Origin of the sequence: Staphylococcus caeli, assembly GCF_900097965.1 — a bacterium.
GTDB lineage: Bacteria > Bacillota > Bacilli > Staphylococcales > Staphylococcaceae > Staphylococcus > Staphylococcus caeli.
The window spans coordinates 506,753-524,346 of the sequence record NZ_FMPG01000001.1 but is presented as its reverse complement, the minus strand read 5'-3'; the positions used below and the strand labels follow the sequence as shown (position 1 = coordinate 524,346).

The 17,594-nt window shown below is 34.4% G+C and carries 19 protein-coding genes; 14 read left to right on the top strand and 5 right to left on the bottom strand.

The annotated features are described in order from the left end of the window. From BJS11_RS02560 to BJS11_RS02535, 6 genes are all read left to right on the top strand, one after another. Nucleotides 1–1,164 carry a thiolase family protein gene (locus tag BJS11_RS02560; RefSeq protein WP_069994242.1) on the top strand — a complete coding sequence of 388 codons (1,164 nt, stop codon included), beginning with the start codon at nt 1–3 and terminating at the stop codon, nt 1,162–1,164. Then, nucleotides 1,115–1,480, top strand: coding sequence for a VraC family protein (locus BJS11_RS02555; RefSeq protein ID WP_069994243.1), 366 nt, complete (start codon nt 1,115–1,117; stop codon nt 1,478–1,480). Before BJS11_RS02560 ends, BJS11_RS02555 begins: the two co-directional genes overlap by 50 nt. 1 nt (nt 1,481) lies before the next feature. Next, on the top strand, nt 1,482–1,745 hold the full coding sequence (locus BJS11_RS02550; protein WP_069994244.1) for a hypothetical protein: 264 nt from the start codon (nt 1,482–1,484) through the stop codon (nt 1,743–1,745). Nucleotides 1,746–1,935: 190 nt separating this feature from the next. Further along, complete coding sequence (locus BJS11_RS02545) at nt 1,936–3,348, top strand: MFS transporter (RefSeq protein ID WP_069994245.1); 1,413 nt, start codon at nt 1,936–1,938, stop codon at nt 3,346–3,348. A 210-nt stretch (nt 3,349–3,558) separates the two neighbouring features. Next, nucleotides 3,559–3,981 (top strand): MarR family winged helix-turn-helix transcriptional regulator, encoded by a 423-nt coding sequence (locus tag BJS11_RS02540; protein WP_069994246.1) that lies wholly within the window; start codon nt 3,559–3,561, stop codon nt 3,979–3,981. A 106-nt stretch (nt 3,982–4,087) separates the two neighbouring features. Then, a complete protein-coding gene (locus BJS11_RS02535) occupies nt 4,088–5,443 on the top strand; it encodes an MATE family efflux transporter (RefSeq protein ID WP_069994247.1) in 1,356 nt (451 codons plus the stop codon). Between the two features lie 561 nt (nt 5,444–6,004). Here the strand turns inward: BJS11_RS02535 and vraX are convergent. Beyond that, the gene (gene vraX / locus BJS11_RS13685) at nt 6,005–6,175 is read right to left on the bottom strand and encodes a C1q-binding complement inhibitor VraX (RefSeq protein ID WP_159427247.1); all 171 of its coding nucleotides are present in this window, start codon (nt 6,173–6,175) and stop codon (nt 6,005–6,007) included. 289 nt (nt 6,176–6,464) lie between these two features. Here vraX and isaB point away from each other — a divergent pair, with 289 nt between their 5' ends. Beyond that, on the top strand, nt 6,465–6,995 hold the full coding sequence (gene isaB, locus BJS11_RS02530; protein ID WP_069994248.1) for an immunodominant staphylococcal antigen IsaB family protein: 531 nt from the start codon (nt 6,465–6,467) through the stop codon (nt 6,993–6,995). Between the two features lie 82 nt (nt 6,996–7,077). Here isaB and thiD read toward each other — a convergent pair whose 3' ends face one another. Then, entirely contained in the window at nt 7,078–7,908 is an 831-nt protein-coding gene (gene thiD / locus BJS11_RS02525; protein ID WP_069994249.1) for a bifunctional hydroxymethylpyrimidine kinase/phosphomethylpyrimidine kinase, read from the bottom strand. A gap of 326 nt (nt 7,909–8,234) precedes the next feature. Between thiD and BJS11_RS02520 the strand changes: the two genes are divergently transcribed. From BJS11_RS02520 to BJS11_RS02505, 4 genes are all read left to right on the top strand, one after another. Beyond that, nucleotides 8,235–8,891: a uracil-DNA glycosylase gene (locus tag BJS11_RS02520; protein ID WP_069994250.1), complete on the top strand. Its 657-nt coding sequence runs from the start codon at nt 8,235–8,237 to the stop codon at nt 8,889–8,891. 1 nt (nt 8,892) lies between these two features. Then, complete coding sequence (locus BJS11_RS02515; protein ID WP_069994251.1) at nt 8,893–9,261, top strand: DUF5327 family protein; 369 nt, start codon at nt 8,893–8,895, stop codon at nt 9,259–9,261. Nucleotides 9,262–9,294: 33 nt separating this feature from the next. Continuing rightward, nucleotides 9,295–9,657 carry a DUF423 domain-containing protein gene (locus tag BJS11_RS02510; protein ID WP_142351548.1) on the top strand — a complete coding sequence of 121 codons (363 nt, stop codon included), beginning with the start codon at nt 9,295–9,297 and terminating at the stop codon, nt 9,655–9,657. Nucleotides 9,658–9,718: 61 nt separating this feature from the next. After that, a complete protein-coding gene (locus BJS11_RS02505; protein WP_069994253.1) occupies nt 9,719–11,218 on the top strand; it encodes an APC family permease in 1,500 nt (499 codons plus the stop codon). 166 nt (nt 11,219–11,384) lie between these two features. On the opposite strand, the gene BJS11_RS02500 is transcribed toward BJS11_RS02505, so the two are convergent. The 3 genes from BJS11_RS02500 to hemQ form a co-directional block, all read right to left on the bottom strand. Beyond that, nucleotides 11,385–11,837, bottom strand: a complete 453-nt coding sequence (locus BJS11_RS02500; protein ID WP_069994254.1) for a threonine/serine exporter family protein — start codon at nt 11,835–11,837, stop codon at nt 11,385–11,387. An 11-nt stretch (nt 11,838–11,848) separates the two neighbouring features. Then, on the bottom strand, nt 11,849–12,619 hold the full coding sequence (locus tag BJS11_RS02495) for a threonine/serine exporter family protein (protein ID WP_180365203.1): 771 nt from the start codon (nt 12,617–12,619) through the stop codon (nt 11,849–11,851). 635 nt (nt 12,620–13,254) lie between these two features. Then, a complete protein-coding gene (hemQ, locus tag BJS11_RS02490; RefSeq protein WP_069994256.1) occupies nt 13,255–14,004 on the bottom strand; it encodes a hydrogen peroxide-dependent heme synthase in 750 nt (249 codons plus the stop codon). Between the two features lie 172 nt (nt 14,005–14,176). Between hemQ and pta the strand changes: the two genes are divergently transcribed. The 3 genes from pta (at nt 14,177) to mvk (ending at nt 17,594) form a co-directional block, all read left to right on the top strand. Continuing rightward, nucleotides 14,177–15,166, top strand: coding sequence for a phosphate acetyltransferase (gene pta, locus BJS11_RS02485; protein ID WP_142351544.1), 990 nt, complete (start codon nt 14,177–14,179; stop codon nt 15,164–15,166). Beyond that, the gene (locus BJS11_RS02480; protein WP_069994258.1) at nt 15,166–16,002 is read left to right on the top strand and encodes a lipoate--protein ligase family protein; all 837 of its coding nucleotides are present in this window, start codon (nt 15,166–15,168) and stop codon (nt 16,000–16,002) included. The genes pta and BJS11_RS02480 overlap by 1 nt, the downstream gene beginning before the upstream one ends. A 668-nt stretch (nt 16,003–16,670) precedes the next feature. Then, the gene (mvk, locus tag BJS11_RS02475) at nt 16,671–17,594 is read left to right on the top strand and encodes a mevalonate kinase (RefSeq protein WP_069994259.1); all 924 of its coding nucleotides are present in this window, start codon (nt 16,671–16,673) and stop codon (nt 17,592–17,594) included.

Genomic DNA, 17,594 nt, shown 5'->3' with positions numbered 1-17,594 from the left:
ATGAAGGATGTTGTCATAGTAGCAGCAAAACGTACACCATTTGGAAAATATGGCGGCGCGCTCAAACATATTGAACCTGAAAATTTATTGATGCCATTGTTTGACTATTTTAAAGCACAATACCCTGAATCTATGGCTCGCGTGGATGATGTTATTTTAGGTAATGTCATTGGTAACGGCGGCAATATTGCGAGAAAAGCATTGTTAGAAGCGGGGCTAAAGACAGAAATACCTGGACTCACTGTGGATAGACAATGTGGTTCTGGCTTAGAGGCTATTATGCAAGCATGCAGAATGATTCAATCTGGTGCAGGTTCAATTTATATTGCAGGTGGTGTAGAAAGTACAAGTCGCGCACCATGGAAGATTAAACGTCCGCAGTCTGTTTATGAGACACAGTTGCCTGAATTTTATGAACGCGCGTCATTTGCCCCTGATGGACAAGACCCGTCAATGATTGAAGCTGCTGAAAATGTAGCACAAACCTACCATATAAGTAGGGAAGATCAGGATAAATATGCATACCTAAGTCACAGGAAAACGATTGATGCGTATCAGCAACATATTATTTCCCGAGAAATTATACCGATGCGCGTAAAAGGGAAGACACTGCATCAGGATGAAAGTATTAAATCACATTTAGATGAACGATTATTAAATCGTTTAAAACCACTACTACCAGGTGGTTCCGTGACTGCTGGCAATTGTTGTATGAAGAATGATGGAGCGGTACTTTTACTTATTATGGATAAAACAACGGCGCTTAACCATGGATTTACGAGTGGTTTGTCATTTAAAGCAGGCGTAACAGTCGGCGTTGATTCAAAGCTCTTAGGTATAGGACCTATACCAGCAGTAACTCAATTATTAACTAATTGTGAATACAAAATGGATGATATCGATGCAGTGGAATTAAATGAAGCCTTTGCTTCGCAAGTCTTAGCGAGTCAAAGAAGTTTAAATATTCCTACTGAGAAACTTAATATCTATGGTGGTGCAATAGCTACGGGTCACCCATATGGTGCGAGTGGTGCTGCATTGGTCACACGTTTGTTTTATTTGGAAAATCATAACAAAACCATTGCGACAATGGGAATTGGGGGAGGAATGGGGAATGCAGCCCTATTTGAACGATGGTCATGTAACAAAAATAATTCAGTTTGATGGTAAAGAAATAGATGCTTATAAACAATTATTTGGTGATAATTCTCCATCCAATCTAGTACCACCGCTTTATTGTGCCAAATTGTGGCCGCAATTTGAGTTGTTTCAACCATTTATGAAAAAAACAATATTATTAAAAGAAACACAAGTTACTCAAATATATGACTTGAAAGTAGATTCACACTATTTAGCGAATATTTACATATTAGAACAGAAGAAAGTACGACAATTTATGAAATATGTCCTGAAACTAGAAATTAATAAAAATGAATATAACTGTATAACTATTATCCAAACTTTTATGGAGAGAATTTAAAATGATTCAAATAACAAGAGAAGCAGTTGAACAATATTTAAAAATAGTCAATGATCCAAACCCGATACATGATCAAATTATACCTGGGCAAATGGTCGCACAAATAATAATTTCACAACTACAATTAGATTGGTCATCATTTAAAATTAAATATGTTGAAAGTATTGAGATAAATGAAGTTATTGATTATAAGCACACCACCGATAACAAGGTGATTGTGTCAAATGTATGTGGAAAAATCAAGATGAAAATTTTTAAAAGTTAAAAATTAAAAACGATATTCAAGCATATAAAATATCTGTATAAAAATGATTTAAAATAAAAAGACATGTCATATTTAATATACCTTTTATGTATAAAAATTTATGAAAAATACTTTTCGAATCGCAAATCAGTTTGACAATATTAATTAACTCCGTATAATTATGTAACATATTAAGGGAGTGGACATATTCATGGATTATGAAAATGATTTTGATAAAAGTAACATAAATAAGGTAGATGCGAAAACAGCTAAAAAAACTGTGTTTGCTACAGGTATCGGAAATGCAATGGAATGGTTTGACTTTGGATTGTATTCATATCTAGCGGTTATCATAGCGCAGAACTTCTTTAGTTCAGTAGAAAATGATCAACTGAAAATGGTATTTACATTTGCGACCTTTGCAATCGCATTCTTACTTCGACCAGTCGGTGGTATCATATTTGGTATTATTGGCGATAAATATGGCAGAAAAGTAGTTCTTACAACAACCATTATTATGATGGCGTTCTCGACGTTACTCATTGGGTTGTTACCAACATATGATCAAATAGGTGTTTGGGCACCGATATTCCTCTTACTCGGTAGAATTTTACAAGGATTTTCAACAGGTGGAGAATACGCAGGAGCAATGGTCTATATTGCTGAATCATCTCCAGATAAAAAACGTAATACGCTTGGTTCTGGTTTAGAAATTGGAACTTTGTCTGGTTATATTGCAGCATCAATATTAAGTGGTTTATTGTTCTTCTTTTTAAGTGAGGATCAAATGGCATCATGGGGTTGGAGAATTCCATTTATTTTAGGATTATTCTTAGGAATATTTGGTTTTTATTTAAGAAGAAAGTTAGAAGAATCACCTGTATTTGAAAATGAAATTGCAACGAAGCCAAAAAGAGATAACGTTGGTTTCTTAACAATTATAAGATATTACTATAAAGATATTATTGTATGCTTTGTAGCAGTTGCGTTCTTTAACTGTACAAATTATATGGTAACTTCATACTTACCTTCATATTTACAAGAAATTGTGAAGATGGATAGTGCAACTGTTTCTATACTAATTACAATAGTCATGGCGGTTATGATTCCATTAGCATTGATGTTTGGACGCCTTGCAGATAGAATTGGTGAGAAAAATGTATTCTTAATAGGCTTAGTAGGTACAGCAGTATTTAGTATCTTGGCTTTTATACTGTTACAATCAACATCAATTGTCTTTGTTATTGTAGGGGTCTTTGTCTTAGGATTCTTCTTGGCAACATATGAAGGAACAATGCCAGGTTCATTACCTACAATGTTCTATACACATATTAGATATAGAACATTGGCAGTAACATTTAATGTTTCTGTATCTCTATTTGGTGGAACTACACCATTAATTGCAACTTCACTCGTTGCGAAGACTGGCGATCCATTGGCACCAGCTTATTATTTAACTGCAATGAGTATTGTCGGTATTATCGTCATTACTTTGTTACATGTTAGTACATCAGGTAAATCATTGAAAGGTTCTTATCCGAACGTTGAAAATGATAAAGAATTTGATTACTATGCAAATAACCCTGATAAAGCTTTATGGTGGGCAAAAGATAAGCGTGTTTAAATGATTAGAAATACTTTATATTATTAAATATGAAACTGAAATGTCATCAAGTTTAATATCTTGGTGGCATTTTTTTGTGTTATAAAGATAAATAAACTAATAGGTTCTGTTAAGTATGAGAATAGATTTTTAAAATTTGTATTAAACATTGACATTCAAAAATTCTAGTGTATTATATTCGTTAGATATCTAATTAAATGAGGTGTTAGTTTGGAAGAGTCATATGGGTATTTATTTCGGATGCTTGGTCATGAGATGAAGCGCAAAGCAGATCAACGATTGAAATCTTACGATATTACCAATGAACAAGGACATACACTTGGTTATATTTATGCACATCAGCAAGACGGACTCACCCAAAATGATATAGTAGTAAGCCTGCAACGTAAGGGCTCAACGGTCAGTAGCTTACTCAAGAATTTAGAAAATAAAAAGTTGATTTATCGCTATGTCGATGCAAATGATACAAGACGCAAAAACCTAGGTTTAACGGAAGCTGGAAGGAAGCTAGTTGAGTCATTTACAGGTGTCTTTGATGAAATTGAAGCACTCATGTGTGCACAATTTTCGAAAGAAGAAAATGAAAAAATGAAACAAAATTTGATGAAAATGATAAAAAGCTTGGAAGATTAGTGATATAGAGTGGCTGTTTTGGATCTTAATCCACAGTCACTATTATTTTGAATATATAGTTAGATATCTAATTATAAGGTGTCTAACGGAATGGGAGATTTTAAAAATGAAGGAAGAACAGTTATATTATTTTGAAAAAGCATCAGTATTTAAAGCAATGATGCATTTTTCATTGCCAATGATGATTGGAACTTTATTAAGCGTAATTTATGGCATTTTAAATATTTATTTCATTGGATTTTTAGGCGATAGTCACATGATTTCAGCTATTTCGCTTACACTGCCAATATTTGCATTACTGATGGGATTTGGAAACTTTTTTGGTGTAGGTGGTGGGACATATATATCCCGATTATTAGGCGCAAAGGATTATCACAAAACAAAATTTGTGAGCGGTTTTTCAATATATGGTGGATTGGTTTTAGGCATCCTGATAATCTTAGTAACTATTTTTAATACTGAACAAATTGCACAAATATTAGGTGCTCACGGAGAAACGATGTATTTTACAAGTAATTATTTGAAAGTAATGTTTTTAAGTGCACCATTTGTAATTTTATTCTTTATTTTAGAACAATTTGCACGTGCAATGGGTGCACCGGTTATATCTATGGTTGGTATGTTATTGAGTGTGGCAATAAATATTATTTTAGATCCGATACTCATTTTTGGATTTGATTTAAATGTAGTAGGTGCAGCATTAGGAACAGCAATTTCAAACGTAGTTGCATCCATCTTTTTTATTCTTTACTTTATGAGAAAAAATGACATCATTTCGATTAGTATTAAGTACATCAAGCCAACACGTGAGATTTTAACAGAAATTGTTAAAGTCGGAATACCGGCGTTTTTAATGAGTGTTCTAATGGGTGTGACAGGGCTCGTACTTAATTTATTTTTAGCAGGATATGGAAACTTCGCGATTGCTAGTTATGGTATTTCTTTTAGATTAGTACAATTTCCAGAATTAATTATTATGGGATTATGTGAAGGTGTTGTGCCACTGATTGCTTATAATTTTATTTCAAATAAAGCACGTATGAAAAATATTATTAAAGCAGTTATTTTATCAATTGCTATGCTGTTTGTTGTATGCATGATTATTGTATTTACAATGGGTCACTCAATCATTGGTATGTTCTCTAATGATGCTACTATTGTTGATTTAGCGACATTTATCTTGAAAGTGACGATGACTTCACTACTATTAAATGGTATTGGTTTCCTATTTACAGGTATGCTACAAGCCACTGGTCAAGGTCGTGGTGCAACGATTATGGCAATCTTGCAAGGTGTTGTTATCATACCAGTGTTATTTGTAATGAATGGATTATTTGGTTTGCACGGTGTCATTTGGTCACTTTTAATTGCAGAAACAATTTGTGCATTAGCTGCAATGTTTATTGTTTATATGTTAAGAGATAAGTTGACTGTAGATAAAGCAGAATTATTAGAAGGCTAAATGAAAGACACATCTGTTCTGAAATTAATGGAATAGGTGTGTTTTTGTGATATGAAAAGTAATGCATATAATTTTATAGGTAATTAAATAGCTAAGGCTTGGTTATTATTATATTTAAAAATGATGAAATTGGTTCTAATATATAAGAAAAGTACTCGTAAGTAGGATTACAAATGCAAAAGCATTTGCATAAGAATGACTAAACTTTATAAATAAAGTAGTCATTCTTTATTACGCATCCTTAGATATTGAATTTAATGAAACATCAATGATGATCTGCGAAGAATTTAAAGTCTTATACGTATAAAAAAGTGGTACATGGGTTAGAACTGCTTCGAGGTTACTCTCCAAGCAAACAAAGGGGACAATCTTTGTCTAACCATGTACCACTAAGGGTGTGTGTTTATAGGGATGTTTTATTCAAGTAAGTTTAAGGGGACAACTTAAACTTACTTTTTGTTTTAATACATATTTCTTAATAAGGGGAGTTAATTGTATATCGTTTCTTCTGGTTTCGCTTATTGCCATTTCTGTTTCATCTTGGATGTGTTGAAAATGAAACTAGTAACTCAATTTCATGTTATCAATGTCATTTTCTAGTAGAGAGAGTAACTTATATAATTCAGTCTTGTTGAAACTTTCATCGAATTTAACAGAAATTGTTTTGAAAGTCTGGGTGATAATTTCATATATTGGGTTACCATTTTCAAAAGCTTTCTTGTAGATAATCATGTTGTGTTCCCTCCTTCATCTCTCTACACTACATATAATAATAGAAATCTATGCGAAATACATGAGTCTGTAGTATCAACTTTAACTAGGACTAACGTCGTATATTATTAGAAAATTCAATTAATTTTTTTAGAAGAGTGGAAGTGTCGGTTTAATAAGGTTTGTACTACATAAAAACATATATTATATTGTTTTTTAGTTTATATTTGCACTTTGAGTAATGCTATTGTAACATTGTAATCGAATCGTAATATAATATGATTCAAAAAAAGTAATGGAGTGATACAGTATGAATAAGATTGCAAAGACTTTTGTAGCGGGTAGCATTGTATTGGGGACTGCATTAGGCGTAAGCGTTTCTAACGTAGACGTATCACAAAACGAAGCACAAGCAGCAACAACGCCATATTATCACTATGATGGTTACGCAGGTAATAATCCTAGTTTTTTATTAAATGGGCAATTTAAAAATGGTGTTAAATATAACAACGTTACATTTAATGGTGTGAAAATCAGTAGTAAAACTACAGAAAATACAGTGCCAACATTTAAAAAATATGACCAAACGTTTACAAGTTATTCTAAAAAACACAAAACAGCGAGCAATGTAAGTATACCTATCACAGGAAATCTAACATATAGCCAAGTGAAGAAAGCATATGGAAGTGAACTTGCTAAAATTAAAGAACCAGAGAAAAAGCCTAAAGGTACTGGTGTTTATGCTTATAAACCAAATCAAGTAGGTCCAGTAGTGTACTTTGAAATGACAAATAGCAAAGTTACCGAAGTGAATATTGGTTATGGTGGTTATGGTGGATAAAAAAGAATGAAATCAATATAAAATAAAAGTAAAAATGAAGAAAACGCACACTCAAGATTTCGAGTGTGCGTTTTCTTCATTTTTATACTTCTGTAACTTCTACATCAATGTGTTCAACACGATTATAAGCACCGTGGTCTACTGGACCGACGAAATCATTCATCTTCCAACCATTTTTAATCGCAGAAGCAACAAATGCTTTAGCAGCAATCACAGCTTCTTTAGGTGATTTGCCATTTGCTAAGTAGGCTGTCGTTGCAGCAGCAAATGTACAACCTGCACCGTGATTATAACTTTGTTGGAACATGTCTGTTGTTAATTGATAGAATTGTTCTCCATCATAGTAAAGGTCGTATGACTTATCTTGATCTAGCGCTTTACCACCTTTAATAATAACGTGTTGTGCGCCTTGTTTATGGATAACTTGAGCAGCTTCTTTCATATCGTCTATAGATTTTAAAGTACCTAAGTTTGATAGTTGCCCAGCTTCAAATAAATTTGGTGTGACAACAGTTGCTTTTGGTAGTAAATGTTCAATCATAGCATCTGTATTATCAGGGTTGAGTACTTCATTTTCCCCTTTACATACCATGACTGGATCTACTACAAAGTAATCTGCGCCAGATTCTACAAATGCCTCGCCTGCACGTTTAATGATTTCTTGCGTGCCTAACATACCAGTTTTTACTGCATCTGGTCCAATTGAAATAGCTGTTTCTAATTGTTTTTCAAATACATCGAATGGAATTGGTGTTACATCATGAGACCATGAGGCTTTATCCATTGTCACGATAGATGTTAACGCTACGATACCGTAAGTATCAAGTTCTTGGAATGTTTTTAAATCTGCTTGCATACCAGCGCCAGCACTTGTATCTGAACCGGCAATCGTTAATGTTTTTTTCAATGCCATGGAATTTCACTCCTAAATATCTTTTGCATATATCATATCACGTTTATCGAGTATGCAAAATAAAGGAAGGTTGAATGGGAGGAATTGATTATGTGAAATAGTTTCAATGACATAGCAAAGTTGAAGAAGTAAAGGAATACCTGGCCATTGAAGTCCATGCATAAACGCTACTAAACTTGTTAAAACAAGAAGTAGCGTTTATAATTTTTGCGAAGCAAAAAAGTGAATAAAGGAATACATTCCCTAAAGTGAATGCATAAGTGGTACTAATCTCATCTTCGAGAAAGTACCACTTTATATGTTAATATATCATTGAGGTGAGTGACATGGAATGGTCGGACGTTTTTCACGACATAACAACGAAGCATGATTTTAGTGAGATGCATGATTTTTTAGAAAAGGAATATACGACACAAACAGTATATCCGGATAGAGAAAATATTTATCAGGCATTTGATTTAACGCCATTTGAACAAGTAAAGGTTGTCATATTAGGGCAAGATCCTTATCATGGGCCAAAGCAAGCGCATGGTTTAGCATTCTCAGTTCAACCTGATGCGAAATTCCCACCATCGTTACGTAACATGTATCAAGAACTCGAAGATGATATTGGTTGTGTCAGACAATCACCACATTTACAAGATTGGGCGCGTGAAGGTGTACTTTTATTGAATACAGTATTAACTGTGAGACAGGGAGAAGCACATTCCCATAAGCATATTGGCTGGGAAATATTTACCGATGAAGTTATACAAGCAGTTTCAGAGCATTTGAATCATGTTGTATTCATTTTATGGGGCAAACCAGCGCAACAAAAAATTAAACTCATAGATACAGCTAAACATCATATTATCCAGTCACCACACCCAAGTCCATTATCAGCGTATCGAGGGTTCTTTGGTTCTAAACCCTATTCAAAGACAAATACATATTTAGAAGAAAATGGCATTCAACCCGTGCAGTGGTGTGAGAGTGAGGCATAAAATGGAAAAAGATAAAATAATTCAATTGATAGAACAAGAATTGGTGCAGGCAGATGAAGCAAATACACAAGCGGAATTCGAAAAACATATGTACGCGATTCATACCTTAACATCGTTGGCCACAGAGACTACGACGACAAAAATAACATATAGCGATAACAGTTTTAATGTTTCGGCGTCATTTCCATCGTCAACGAAACAGCAATCCACAAAGACCACTCAAGGTATCTCTAATGAAGAAATCAGAGCTATGGGTGGAAAAGTGTCAGGAACAAGTAATTCAAACGTAACTTCTAATTCTACGCTGTCTTCAAATAAATTAGTTACGGATGATAATATAGGCAATGGTGACTCAATTTTTGATTTTTAAAATTTTAACAGGAACAGGTGTGAAATAAATATGATGAAAGTGTTTATAATATTAGGTGCCTTAAATGCAATGATGGCAGTGGGAACAGGTGCATTTGGTGCGCATGGTTTAGAAAATAAATTATCTGACAAATATATGTCAGTTTGGGAAAAAGCTACAACGTACCAAATGTATCATGGGTTAGGTTTACTTGCCATTGGTATCATAAGTGGTACGACGTCTATTAATGTAAGTTGGGCAGGTTGGTTACTGTTCTTTGGTATTGTGTTTTTCAGTGGTTCACTCTATATTTTGGCATTAACGCAAATCCGTATTCTTGGCGCGATTACTCCAATTGGGGGCGTACTATTCATCGTAGGCTGGTTGATGCTAGTAATAGCTACGTTTAAATTATAGACTTTTAATTGTTATAGAATTCATCTTGGGGGTATAATACAACTCACGAGGTGAATTTTTTATGAGTCAAAATAATAAACAGATAGATAGAGGAGATTTGAAGCAGAACCTCTCAGAAAAATTTGTGTGGGCAATTGCTTATGGATCTTGTATAGGATGGGGTGCGTTTATATTACCAGGTGACTGGATTGGACAATCGGGTCCGATTTCAGCTGCGATTGGTATTGTCATTGGTGCACTGTTAATGATACTCATAGCGGTAAGTTATGGTGCATTAGTTGAAAGGTTCCCAGTTTCAGGTGGTGCCTTTGCATTTAGTTTTTTAGGATTTGGGAGATATGTCAGTTTCTTTTCTTCATGGTTTTTAACTTTTGGTTACATATGTGTAGTTGCACTCAACGCGACGGCATTTAGTTTGTTAATTAAGTTCTTGTTGCCAGATGTTTTAGAAACTGGAAAATTATATACGATTGCAGGTTGGGACGTTTATATTACTGAAATTTTGATAGCATCATTATTACTAATTGTGTTTATGTTTATCGCAATTAAAGGTGCGAGTGTTTCGGGTTCACTGCAATATTACTTCTGTGTAGCGATGGTTATTACAATTTTACTATTATTCTTCGGTTCTTTCTTTGGAGGTAATTTCTCTTTAGAAAATTTACAACCTTTAACGAATGAAAAAGAAGGTTGGCTGACATCAATCGTTATGATTGTAGCAGTAGCACCGTGGGCATATGTCGGATTTGATAATATACCACAAACTGCTGAAGAATTTGATTTTTCACCTAATAAAACATTTAAATTAATCGTATATAGTCTGTTGGCTGCAGCATTTACGTATGTGTTAATGATTTTATATACAGGTTGGTTGAGTACTAATGCGAAGAGCCTTAATGGTAATCTATGGTTAACAGGAGCTGTAACGCAAGAAGCCTTTGGATATATTGGCTTAGCTGTGCTAGCTATCGCGATTATGATGGGAATATTTACCGGTCTGAATGGATTTTTAATGAGTTCAAGTCGACTATTATTCTCAATGGGACGTTCAGGCATAATGCCTTCTGTATTTAGTAAATTGCACAAGAAATACAAAACGCCATATGTAGCGATTATCTTCTTAGTTGCTGTGACATTAATTGCGCCATGGTTAGGGCGTACAGCGTTAACTTGGATTGTAGATATGTCTTCTACAGGTGTGTCGATTGCATACTTTATTACATGTTTATCGGCGGCTAAATTATTCAGTTATAACAAAGCGAGCAATACTTATGGACCGATTTATAAGACATTTGCAATATTAGGTACAATCGTATCATTTATCTTCTTGTTGTTATTATTGGTGCCTGGTTCACCAGCATCACTTTCACTACCTTCCTATATTGCATTAGGAGGCTGGCTCGTGATTGGATTAATCTTCTTTGCCGTACGTTATCCTAAATTGAAATTAATGGATAATGATAAATTGAGCTTGCTCATATTGAATCGTTCTGAAGATGATGTGGATGCGATGGTTAATGAAAATGAACCGGAAAATAAAGATAATCAGCATACTTTTTAACTGAAAATATGCACAAAGCATAATGATATAAATTTAAATGAAAATCAAAAAACGGGCAGTTCTCCTAATTAGGTGGACTGTCCGTTTCTTTTTATAAAGCTAATATATAAATCGCTATAACTATAGAAATGTAGTTAAAAGAGCTTGGTTAAAGGTTAACAATACGTTAAACTCTTTTTTTACGTATTTTTGTACCGGAAATAATGAGTTTTGATAATTGATCGGCAAATAATAATCCGAGTGCAATTGCACCTGCGATAAGTGTTACTTCAAGCATCGTGTTAATGGCTTTACTAAATTCTAGAAGTACTAGGTTTTTCGTAGCATCAAAAGCTAAGCCACCTGGTACAAGTGGTATGATACCTGGAATCATGAAGATGATAACAGGTTCTTTTTTTGAGCGAGCCATCACGTGACTTAAACAACCAAGTGCAAGACTGCCAAAGAAACTTGAATAAATTGTATGTGTATTTAAGCCGTCGAAAAAGAATGTATAAACCATCCAACCGCATGCCCCTACGATGCCGACAGTGTTGTATAAGCGTTTGGGCACATCAAATATAACACCGAAAAATAGGGAAGCAGTATAACTAAATATAAAGTTTAATATCCAAAACATAGACATTGCTCCTAAAAAATAATAAGTATTGTACTAACGCCTGCGCCAATTCCAAATGCAGTTACAAGTGCTTCTAATGATTTGGTAGTAAACATGAGCATGTGACCACCAAATAAGTCTTGTATAGCATTCGTAATGAGCACTCCGGGAACGATAGGCATGACGGCAGCGATGATGATTGTTGGTACTGAGCCACCAGGTATCAAATTATGACCGATAATGGAAATAGCACCTATTACAAGTGCACCTATAAATTCAGGGATAAATTGGGCATGTAATTTTTGTTGTAATACTTCTACGACGATGTATCCAAATGATCCTGCCAGTAGTGCGGTAAATACATCAATTAAATAGCCACCTTGCAAATATAAGAAGCTGACTGATATAACTGCAGCAGCTATAAATTTATATAGAAGATAGTGATTTTTAATACTTTGTTCGTTATAAATTTTTTGTAATTCTTGAAAAGCGTCTTCCAAAGAAATGTCGCCTGTCGCGAGTCGTCTGGAAATGCCGTTGGTTCGTGAAATGCGATGAAGATTTGTATCGCGTGTTCGAATTCTATACATACGTGGATAGGACTCATCATGTAGCATAAAGTTAATAACGGTGTTCGTTACGAAACTATTACTTTCTTTATGTCCTAAAGTCGTTGCAATACGTGTCATTGTATCTTCTACGCGAGAGCCTTCAGCACCAGATTCTAATAAAATTCTGCCTGCCAGCATGATGACATCTTTAGCCATTTTTTCATCATAACTTTCTATTGATTGATTATATATCGTCATTTGATCACCAATTATAATTTATTTAGCTAGCGCCATGCGAGGTAATCGCACTAGTGTTAACTTTAAAGTAATAATTTTTATTGTAACATTTTATTATTGGAATTTGTTATTAGAATTGGAATATGAATCGCGTATACAAACGTGGCTATTTTTATAGTGAATTATTTAATGCAGTTATGTTTCAAATATTTCAAATAGGTTAAAATAATATTAGTTAACTGTTACAAATGTATGTTGGGTAGCGACAATATACAACAGTTAATCTTTAAATTAAGTAGTGGTTAAGTTCTCCCAAACACACTACAATCAGACGAGGCTGAGCCATTTAATATGTGTCTCAGCCTCATTAAATTTGAGCAAATTACATACATAATATATGCACGAAAAACGGGAGTGGGACAGAAATCCATTTCTCTAATGAAGATTTCGTAGTCCCACCCCGGCAAGGATGACTAGGATTGAAATGTTTACCTGAGCTGACGCTCATGCATAAGTCTCACTAACTTATTAAATTAAAGCAGTGAGACTTTATGTTTTCAATTCAGTCATCTACAGTCTAATATGATACGAGCCTGAGACATCTATTTATGTCCCAGGCTCGTTCTGCTATGCTTTTAAAGCTATATATTTTATAAACTGAATAATGTTGGTAAGTTGTCTTCTGTAATAATATGACCAACATAGAAGCTACCAAAATCACCGTAGCGTGCAGTTGTTTCATCGAATCTCATTTCATAAACGATTTTTTTGAATTGTAGTGGGTCGTCCGCAAATAATGTGACACCCCATTCAAAATCATCGAAACCAACAGAACCAGTGATGAATTGTTTGATTTTACCAGCATATTTTCTTCCGATTTTACCATGTGCATACATTAATTCTTGACGTTTCTCTAACGGTAACATGTACCAATTGTACGTTTCGTTACGTCGTTTATCCATTGGATAGAAACAGATGTATTCAGTTTGAGGTAATTCAGGAAACAGTCTCGGTTTGATATGAGGATTTTCGTAAGGATCTTCATCTGATTTGCCAGCGAGATAGTTACCTAACTCAATAATAGAAACATATGAATATGTTGGAATTAAGAAGTCGGTAATTCTTAATTTATTAAATTCATTTTCAAAAGCATTTAAATCCTTCATCTCTGGACGTAATGCCCATAAAAGTATATCCGCTTTCTGACCAGTAATATTATAAAGTGCATGATCACCTACGTGATTTGTACGTGCCTCTTGATGTTTATTTAAAAATGATTGTAGCTCAGTTACGAGTGTTTGACGTTCATCATCTGGCACTAAGCGCAAACTTGACCAATCAATTGCATATAATAAATGTAAACTATACCATCCGTCTAATGTTTCTGGTGCTTGTGGCATTTAAATCGCTCCTTCATTATGAAAATTCTTATGTCTTCACTTCAAAATTTTACCATAAAGAAACGCTTAAAACATAAGCAAATGATTACAAATTGGTGACATGGAATTCTGTTGAAAAATAACGTATAATGAGAAACGTAAAATCATATGAAAAGAAATTCGAGGAGGCACCATAATGACGTTATTAGATGTATTACAAGAAAAGCTTACAGGTAAAAATGTGAAGATTGTCTTACCAGAAGGTGAAGATGAGCGTGTGTTGGAAGCTGCAACACAATTGAAAAAAACAGATTATGTATCTCCAATATTATTGGGGAATGAAGCAAATGTAAAAGCTTTAGCGAGTGATAAAGACTTAGACATTTCAGGTATAGAAATTATTGATCCTGAAACGAGTGAATTAAAAGGCGAATTAGTTTCTGCGTTTGTAGAACGTCGAAAAGGTAAAGCAACAGAGGAACAAGCTCAAGAAATGCTGAAAGACGTTAACTACTTCGGTACAATGCTAGTTTATACAGGCAAAGCTGAAGGACTTGTAAGTGGTGCAGCACATTCAACAGGTGATACAGTACGCCCAGCATTACAAATTATCAAAACAAAACCTGGCGTATCAAAAACGTCTGGTATTTTCTTCATGATTAAGGATGATAAACAATATATCTTTGGTGACTGTGCGATTAATCCGACGCTTGAAGCGCAAGATTTAGCAGAAATTGCAGTAGAAAGTGCAAAATCAGCGAAAAGCTTTGGTATGACACCGCGTGTTGCGATGCTAAGTTTCTCAACAAAAGGTTCTGCGAAGTCAGATGATGTTGAAAAAGTATCTAACGCAGTTGCTCTAGCTCAAGAAAAAATTGAAGCGGACAACATTGAAGACGTTATTGTTGATGGCGAATTCCAATTCGATGCAGCGATTGTACCAGAAGTTGCTAAGAAAAAAGCACCAGATGCTAAAATCCAAGGTGACGCAAACGTATTTATATTCCCAAGTTTAGAAGCTGGTAATATTGGATACAAAATTGCTCAACGTTTAGGTGGCTTTGATGCTGTAGGTCCAGTATTACAAGGGCTTAACTCACCAGTAAATGACTTATCTCGTGGCTGTTCAACAGAAGACGTATACAATTTATCAATAATTACAGCTGCGCAATCATTACAATAATGGACCTCGCAAGTAAATATTTTAACAGTGCAGATTGGCGCTATATCGATCATTCTTCGGGTTTAGCGCCAATGCAATCTTTTGCTTTTGATGATACTTTTTCAGAAAGTGTCGGCAAAGACTTATCATGTAGTGTGGTACGTACTTGGGTACATCAACATACTGTGATTTTAGGTATTCATGATTCACGGTTGCCGCATTTGCAAGACGGCATACGCTATCTTACGGAAGAACGTGGTTATAATGCGATAGTTAGAAATTCAGGTGGTCTCGGTGTGGTCTTAGATCAAGGCGTACTTAATATTTCTTTGCTCATCAAAGGGAAACATGACGTGACGATTGATGAAGCATTCTCAGTGATGTATTTATTAATTGCTAAAATGTTTGAAGATGAAGATGTCGAGATTGAAACACATGAGATTGAACAATCCTATTGTCCGGGCAAATTTGATTTGAGCATCAATGGGAAGAAATTTGCAGGTATCTCACAAAGACGTGTACGTGGAGGCATTGCTGTTCAAATTTATTTATGCGTCGAAGGAGACGGCAGTGAGCGTGCAGACATGATGAAATCCTTTTATGCACATGCGTTAAAAGGGGAACATACAAAGTTCTCATATCCTGATATTGATCCACAATGTATGGCATCATTAGAAACGCTATTAAATAGAAAGATTACAGTTCAAGATGTCATGTTCCAACTATTATATGCTATCAAAGATTTGGGTGGCAGATTAAATATGGAACCTATAACGGATGATGAATGGCAACGTTACGAAGGCTATTTTGATAAAATGATTGAACGTAATGCAAAAATAAATCAATCTATGAATTAACTATAATTGAACCAGAATACTTACTTAATTACATGGGTAGGTGTTCTGGTTTTTAATTTTTGGAAAATTTCTAGTAATAGATTTTTATATCTGTTGAATTATAGATTTGAAATCAGTAATATAGTGAAAGTATGGTTTAAAATCTTAATACGAATAAAGTATATTCTATAAAAGTAGAACTTTTTGAATATGTAGCAAATGCAATTTATAATAAAAAAGTGCGGATAATAATTAGTAGCAGGTATTAATTTTGAAAAAATGATATTTTTCTGCGTATTTTAAATAATAAAATATGGCTAGAGTCGTATGGCAATATATTAAAATTATGAGATAATATAGAATGACATTTGAGTAAAATAAGAAAAAGTAGAAATTTAGTATCGTTACGCACAACATCACAACAACAGGTGCTGTTAAATTTAGAATGAAATTAACGGTAACTGAAACCTGGATAATTAAAGAGGCAGCCAGGCGTCGTTACATAAACCACATGACACTATGCTGGCTTTGTGTATGTTAAACTTCTTAATGTATATAATTTCCTGGGAAATGACGCGCGAATATAATATGAAATGACTTGGCAAATAACTGAAAAGTGGAAATATCGAATGAAGTTGAACGTGTGAATTTACATAAATTTAAAGAAAATACTAAAGGTGATTGAAAATATGGCACAACAAGGATACGGGGAAGCGAATGGCAAGGTGATTTTAATAGGAGAACATGCTGTTACGTTTGGTGAACCAGCAATTGCAATTCCATTTACAACTGGAAAAGTAAAAGCAAAAATAGAATCTATTGCAGAGTTAAAAGATTCCTATATTAAAAGCGATGTGTTTGATGGAGCGTTACATAAAGCGCCTGAACATTTAAAAGCAGTGATTACACGCTTTATTGAAAAATATAAAATTAAAACGCCTGTAAAAGTTACAATTGATACAAATCTGCCACCGTCTAGAGGTTTAGGTTCTAGTGCAGCTATGGCGGTTGCTTTTGTGCGCGCGAGTTACGATTATTTAAAGCAGACATTAACGGATGAAGTGCTGATTGAAGAAGCCAATTGGGCGGAGCGTATTGCACATGGTAAGCCGAGTGGTATCGACACACAAACAATTGTTTCAAATAAACCCGTATGGTTTAAACAAGGAAAGGTTCAAACACTTAAACCTTTAGATTTAGAGGGGTATATGATTGTAATTGATACTGGTGTACGCGGTTCTACTAAACAAGCAGTAGAAGATGTACATAATTTATGTAAAACAGATAGTACATATCTGCAATATGTTGAACATATTGGTACACTTGTTCATGAAGCGAGTGAAGCAATTGAGCACCACAATTTTGAACAATTAGCTAAAATTTTTAATTTATGCCAAGAAAATTTGAGAACACTGACAGTAAGCCATGACAAAATAGAAGAAATACTGAACGCTAGTAAAGAAAATGGAGCGATTGCAGGTAAATTAACTGGTGGTGGCCGTGGAGGAAGTATGATTGTGCTTGCTTCTAGTTTAGAAACGGCAGAGCAAATTGCAGCTACAGCGAAACAATTGGGCGCCCATCACACTTGGATTGAGTACTTAGGAGGGTAA

Excerpts from the sequence above, each read along its gene's own strand:
- BJS11_RS02555 (WP_069994243.1), top strand. The coding sequence starts at position 1,115 with ATGCAGCCCTATTTGAACGATGGTCATGTAACAAAAATAATTCAGTTT.
- BJS11_RS02500 (WP_069994254.1), bottom strand. The coding sequence starts at position 11,837 with ATGTTTTGGATATTAAACTTTATATTTAGTTATACTGCTTCCCTATTT.
- BJS11_RS02480 (WP_069994258.1), top strand. The coding sequence starts at position 15,166 with ATGGACCTCGCAAGTAAATATTTTAACAGTGCAGATTGGCGCTATATC.
- BJS11_RS02545 (WP_069994245.1), top strand. The coding sequence starts at position 1,936 with ATGGATTATGAAAATGATTTTGATAAAAGTAACATAAATAAGGTAGAT.
- BJS11_RS02510 (WP_142351548.1), top strand. The coding sequence starts at position 9,295 with ATGAAAGTGTTTATAATATTAGGTGCCTTAAATGCAATGATGGCAGTG.
- BJS11_RS02535 (WP_069994247.1), top strand. The coding sequence starts at position 4,088 with ATGAAGGAAGAACAGTTATATTATTTTGAAAAAGCATCAGTATTTAAA.
- isaB (WP_069994248.1), top strand. The coding sequence starts at position 6,465 with ATGAATAAGATTGCAAAGACTTTTGTAGCGGGTAGCATTGTATTGGGG.
- thiD (WP_069994249.1), bottom strand. The coding sequence starts at position 7,908 with ATGGCATTGAAAAAAACATTAACGATTGCCGGTTCAGATACAAGTGCT.
- BJS11_RS02550 (WP_069994244.1), top strand. The coding sequence starts at position 1,482 with ATGATTCAAATAACAAGAGAAGCAGTTGAACAATATTTAAAAATAGTC.
- BJS11_RS02505 (WP_069994253.1), top strand. The coding sequence starts at position 9,719 with ATGAGTCAAAATAATAAACAGATAGATAGAGGAGATTTGAAGCAGAAC.
- vraX (WP_159427247.1), bottom strand. The coding sequence starts at position 6,175 with ATGATTATCTACAAGAAAGCTTTTGAAAATGGTAACCCAATATATGAA.
- mvk (WP_069994259.1), top strand. The coding sequence starts at position 16,671 with ATGGCACAACAAGGATACGGGGAAGCGAATGGCAAGGTGATTTTAATA.
- BJS11_RS02560 (WP_069994242.1), top strand. The coding sequence starts at position 1 with ATGAAGGATGTTGTCATAGTAGCAGCAAAACGTACACCATTTGGAAAA.
- BJS11_RS02520 (WP_069994250.1), top strand. The coding sequence starts at position 8,235 with ATGGAATGGTCGGACGTTTTTCACGACATAACAACGAAGCATGATTTT.
- hemQ (WP_069994256.1), bottom strand. The coding sequence starts at position 14,004 with ATGCCACAAGCACCAGAAACATTAGACGGATGGTATAGTTTACATTTA.
- BJS11_RS02515 (WP_069994251.1), top strand. The coding sequence starts at position 8,893 with ATGGAAAAAGATAAAATAATTCAATTGATAGAACAAGAATTGGTGCAG.